This window comes from Rhizobium sp. P1_E1 (genome assembly GCF_056406015.1).
This window is the reverse complement of sequence record NZ_JBFUAY010000274.1, coordinates 1-5,223: the sequence shown is the minus strand read 5'-3', so window position 1 is coordinate 5,223 and position 5,223 is coordinate 1. Positions and strand designations below refer to the sequence as shown.

General features: G+C 61.5%; 5 protein-coding genes. 3 read left to right on the top strand and 2 right to left on the bottom strand.

Annotated elements, in window-relative coordinates; all coding sequences use genetic code 11:
- Positions 1–156 precede the first annotated feature (156 nt).
- Together AC1D1Z_RS33785 and AC1D1Z_RS33780 are read left to right on the top strand one after the other, a co-directional pair.
- Positions 157–1,338, top strand: a complete 1,182-nt coding sequence (locus AC1D1Z_RS33785) for a heparin lyase I family protein (RefSeq protein WP_477853179.1) — start codon at positions 157–159, stop codon at positions 1,336–1,338.
- 112 nt (positions 1,339–1,450) lie between these two features.
- A complete protein-coding gene (locus AC1D1Z_RS33780; protein WP_477853178.1) occupies positions 1,451–1,675 on the top strand; it encodes a hypothetical protein in 225 nt (74 codons plus the stop codon).
- A 108-nt stretch (positions 1,676–1,783) separates the two neighbouring features.
- Here AC1D1Z_RS33780 and hutC read toward each other — a convergent pair whose 3' ends face one another.
- Positions 1,784–2,503, bottom strand: coding sequence for a histidine utilization repressor (hutC, locus tag AC1D1Z_RS33775; RefSeq protein ID WP_018448834.1), 720 nt, complete (start codon positions 2,501–2,503; stop codon positions 1,784–1,786).
- 121 nt (positions 2,504–2,624) lie between these two features.
- Positions 2,625–3,971 (bottom strand): formimidoylglutamate deiminase, encoded by a 1,347-nt coding sequence (locus AC1D1Z_RS33770; protein WP_477853177.1) that lies wholly within the window; start codon positions 3,969–3,971, stop codon positions 2,625–2,627.
- A gap of 122 nt (positions 3,972–4,093) precedes the next feature.
- Here AC1D1Z_RS33770 and hutI point away from each other — a divergent pair.
- On the top strand, positions 4,094–5,223 hold a 1,130-nt coding region (gene hutI / locus AC1D1Z_RS33765; protein ID WP_477853176.1), incomplete at its 3' end, for an imidazolonepropionase.

Below are 5,223 nucleotides of genomic sequence, written 5' to 3'. Positions count from 1 at the left end.
ATGCGATTGCGGGCATGCGTCCCTCCCTGAGCAACCTGTAGAAGCACATGAACCAGAAACATTGCTGATGGCGGTATTTTCGAATTTCGATAGAGACGGCGTGATGTATTGGGGATGTTGATAATTCACGTCGATTTAATCAGCGAAATGAAGGCGATGAAGTCTTTCTTCATGCGCTGCAAGCAGTATCAGATAATTTCATTCAGCCACTTGACAGTATACATCTACAATTTATTCTTGCATCTGTCATTGGGCTTTTATCGCAATTCTTCGTTTCACAAGTCTCTACGAAAGCTCGGCGGCTGCGAACACAGCTCCGGGACGTGGTGTCCCATGCCAAAATGGCTAAGCCTATTCTTACCGATCGTCATGATGTCGAGTTGCATCACGGTAGCTCCGGAAATATCCGCAGCCGCGATCAAGGACGACTTTTCGAGCAAGTTTCCCGGAAAGCAATGGTTCGTCTGCAAGCGCCCGGAGAACCGGTTTTCCTTCGGCGACACGAGCGACGGTCGCACGGCAATGACGTCCGTCGTGAGCCCCTTGCCGAAGATCGAGGCCTTTCGCGAGAAGCACACCGGCTGCATCGACGAGGCCACGAAGGACTACAAGGCGGACGGTGATGAACGCTCCGAGTTGTGGGAAGCCAGCGACACCTGGATGAAGCTCGGCAGCGATGTCTGGTATCGCTTCGACATGTTCGTCGACAAGAGCATCACGCCGACGACTGGCCGCTTTGTGATCGGTCAGTGGAAGGAAGAAGGGTCGGCGCGGGACTCGCCCTTGTTGGCACAGCGGTTCAACGGCCGGAATTTTTCGGTCACGGTCGAACAGGACAATTTGGCGCCGGGTCACAGCAACAAAGACAATCTCTGCCGGGTTCTCGTCGCGGACCAAGGCTCCCTCGCCTCGAAGCCGGCGGGCTGGCCCCATGGCGATAAGGAGCCACCGCCTCCCAAGAACATCGCGACACTGATGTCGCATGCTGTCACTGACGGTCCGGTGGTCGCCGCCGACAAAGGGTGCGCGGTCGGAATTATACCTGAGCAATACGGCCGCCTGCCGGATCCCTTCGGCAAGTGGACCACGATGGTATACCATCTAAAGCTCACGCCTGACGGTTCGGCGCTCATTGAAGTCTGGGCAGACGGCGTCCGCATTGGAAGGACGAGTGGCCGAATAGGCTTCAAGAAGAATGACCCGCACCTGCGCCAATATTTCAAGTTCGGATCGTACCGGGATCGTGCTCCGTTCGACACCACGACGAAGCTGGCAAATTTCTACCGCGGCAGCAAACGAAGCGAAGTTGATCCTGACGGCAAGCTCACGCCCGACTAGGCCTTACGAGACAGGGACTCGTTGATCGCTCCGGGATCCTTGAACCACCGGAGCCGGCCCGGGAAACGGCTCGATGCGGAAAACCGCTACAGTAAGTCATGAGGAGATGCTGATGGCCTTGCGTATAGCTTGCTTCTCAGTCGCCATGCTCTGGTGGGGCACGGCCCTTGCCTGGTTCGACGAGGGGCATATGAAGGTTGCCGCCCTCGCCTACGACCAGCTCACCGCCCAGCCTGATCGAGGCGCAACCGCCAGACAAGGGCTGATCGATCCGCAGAGGAAACGCGTATCCTTGGCCGCCCTCCACGACGTGCCACGGATTTTGAGTAGTCGCTGATCACAAGGCGGACGGTGATGATGCTGGCCACCATGCCCGGCGGTTCCGCCCGCTGCATGGGCTTTGTTTCGACGGATGCAGCGGCAACGGCCGGTTAGATCGGGTTAATTAGGATGCCGGCGTGAAACGCGCCACCAGCGCGTGACGATCGCCCGGATAGGTGAAGCGCACATGCGTCACCGGGCCGGCGCCGCTCCAGGTCCGGCGCTCGACCACGAGGCAGGCGGTGTTGCGCGCTATGTCTAAGACGGCGGCCACTTCGGCATTGGCCGAGACGGCGTGGATCCGGTGTTCGGCCGTGCTCCAAGGCACCTGATTGAGCAGCCAGGGACCCGGCGCCATCGTCAGGAAATCGGCATTGGCGGCTTCAGGAACCGTCGCAAGGCTGATCAGCCGCTCCTCCAGGCAAAAGGGCCGCATGCCGGCATTGTGGATGCAGACGACCTCGACCACCGAGGACGCCACAGGCAGTTCCAGTCTTCGACTGTCTTCTGCCTTGGCCTTGCGGCTCGTCTTCTTCGATACCGCATAGGAATAGGGCAGGTTCAGCGACTGCACCTCGGCCTTGATATCGTGGATTTCGAGAACAGCCGATTGCGCCTGCGGTTGGGTGACGAAGCTGCCGGACTTCTTGCGGCGCTCGATAAGGCCGGCCTTGGCGAGCTGGGTCAGCACCTTGTTCACCGTCATGCGCGAGCAGTCATACTGCGTGGCGAGATCGACCTCGAAGGGAATGCGGTGCCCCGGCGGCCAATCGCCCGAGACGATACGACCCTCGATGTCGCTGAGGATGCGCTGATGCAAGGTGGGATCCCTGCTTTGGTTCATCGCCACGTAACGATTGCTCTCCCGCTATCTCTTTGTTTTTACGCAATCCCGAACGCAAAACCGCTACACATTTTTGCTGGAACTGCTCTAATTCGAATGTCTGGACAGGAAAAGCTCTTTTTCAGGCGGCCAGCAATTCGCCCATGACAGCCAGGAAACGCCGGTCGATAGCATCGCGCTTGAGATGGCGACCGCCCTCCACTTGCTTGCGGCCATGCGCCCAGACGCAATCGACGGCGACGCCGCCGGCAAACACCCAATGGTCGAGGATCTGGTCGCCGGAGAGATGGGGAACGGCTTCGGTGTCGAGTGAGACGAGATCGGCGGAATGGCCTTCAGCGAGCCCGGCCGGCGCCTTCAGCGCGGCGCCACCGCCGGCAAGCGCATGTGTGAACAGCGAAAGCGCGGTCGAACCGCCGGGTGCGGCGACGACGTTGCGGGCGCGAAGCGCCAGACGCTGCGAATATTCGAGCTGGCGCAGTTCTTCCGGCACGGAGATCAGCACGTTGGAATCCGAGCCGATGCCGTAACGCCCGCCCTCTTCGAGGAAGAGCGGTGCGGCAAAGGCGCCATCGCCGAGATTGGCTTCGGTGATCGGGCAGAGGCCGGCGATCGCGCCGCTTTTCGCCATCCGCCGCGTTTCGTCCTCGGTCATGTGGGTCGCATGGATCAGGCACCAGCGCTCATCCACAGGCGCATGATCGAGCAGCCACTCCACAGGCCGCGCGCCGGACCAGGCGATGCAGTCCTCGACCTCCTTCACCTGCTCGGCGACATGGATATGGATAGGTCCGTCGCCCGCCATCGGCACGAGCCTTGTGAGCTCCTCCGGCGTCGCGGCGCGCAGGCTGTGCGGCGCCAGCCCGAGCTCGGCGCCATCGAGCCGGCCGGTCACTGCCCGGCATCCCTCCATCAGCCTTTCGAAGCTTTCGAGCGAATTGATGAAACGCCGCTGGCCGTCGATGGGCGCAGCACCGCCGAAGCCGGAATGGGCATAAAAGACCGGCAGCAGCGTCAGGCCGATACCGGTCTCTTCGCTCGCCGCGCCGATGCGTTCGGCAAGCTCGGCGATATTGGCATAAGCGCTGCCATCTGTATCATGGTGGAGATAGTGGAACTCGCCGACGCGGGAAAAACCTGCCTCCAGCATCTCCGCATAAAGCTTGGCCGCGACCGCCTCGACATGCGCCGGCGTCATCGCCAGGGCAAATTTGTACATGACAGTGCGCCAGCTCCAGAAGCTGTCATTGGCCGGGCCGCGCACTTCGGCAAGGCCGGCCATCGCCCGCTGGAAGGCATGGCTGTGCAGGTTCGCCATGGCGGGAACGAGGAGAGCGTGGCGTTCGTCGCCGGGCCCAGGAGACGTGCCGATTTCGACCCGTGCGATGCGCCCGGCTTCGAGCGTCAGCCGCACATCCTTCTGCCAGCCTTGCGGGGTCAGCGCCGTGTCTGCGTGAAGTGTGGTCATGGCCTTCCCTCTCCTCTTGCCGCGTCGCCGATCTTTCTTTTCCAGAAAAGCGCGCAAAATTTCTCTTGTCACCTGTCGATTATGTATATACATGTTTTGGCATAAGGAAAGGCGCAAAGCTGATGACCGGGAACAATTTTTCAGAGGAAGCCTCATCCGCCGACGCCCGTCCGGCGCTTTGGCGCAATGCGCGGCTGGCCACGCTTGCGCCCGATAAAGAAGGGCTCGGCATCGTCGAAAAGGGCGCCGTGCTGATCGAAAACGGCCGCATCGCCTTTGCCGGCGCCGAAAGCGACCTGCCGGCATCGGCCATCGAACACTCCGAAATCGTCGATCTGGAAGGCCGCTGGGTAACGCCCGGCCTCGTCGACTGCCACACCCATATCGTTCACGGCGGCAACCGCGCCCGCGAGTTCGAAATGCGCCTTGCAGGCGCCACCTATGAGGAGGTCGCGCGTGCCGGTGGCGGCATCGTCTCCTCGGTGAAGGCGACCAATGCGCTGTCGGTCGAGGAACTCGTCGCCGCGGCGCTGCCGCGGCTCGACACGCTGCTTGCCGAAGGTGTCACGACGATAGAGGTCAAGTCCGGTTACGGGCTGAACCGAACCGGTGAAGTGAAGATGCTGCAGAGCGCCCGCCTGCTCGGCCATATCAGACCGGTCCGCGTCGCCACCAGCTATCTCGGCGCCCATGCGACGCCTGTGGAATATAAGGGTCGCAACGGCGATTATCTCGATGATGTCGTCCTGCCAGGTCTCGACGACATGCATAATCTCGGTCTCGCCGATGCCGTCGACGGCTTTTGCGAGGGCATCGCCTTTTCCACGACCGAGATCGCCCGCGTCTTCGACAAGGCCAAGGCGCTCGGCCTGCCGGTCAAGCTGCATGCCGAGCAGCTCTCCAATCTTGGCGGCGCCAAGCTCGCCGCGTCATACGGCGCACTATCAGCCGATCACCTCGAATATCTCGACGAAGATGGCGTTGCGGCGATGGCCGCAGCCGGCACCGTCGCCGTGCTGCTGCCCGGCGCCTTCTACGCGATCCATGAGAAGCAGAAGCCGCCGGTTGAGGCGTTGAGGCGGGCAGGCGTGCCGATCGCGATCGCCACCGATTGCAATCCCGGCACCTCGCCGCTCACCTCGATGCTGCTCACCATGAACATGTCGGCCACACTTTTCGGCCTGACCGTCAAGGAATGCATCGCCGGCGCCACCCGCGAGGGCGCCCGCGCGCTCGGTCTGCTCGACAAGAC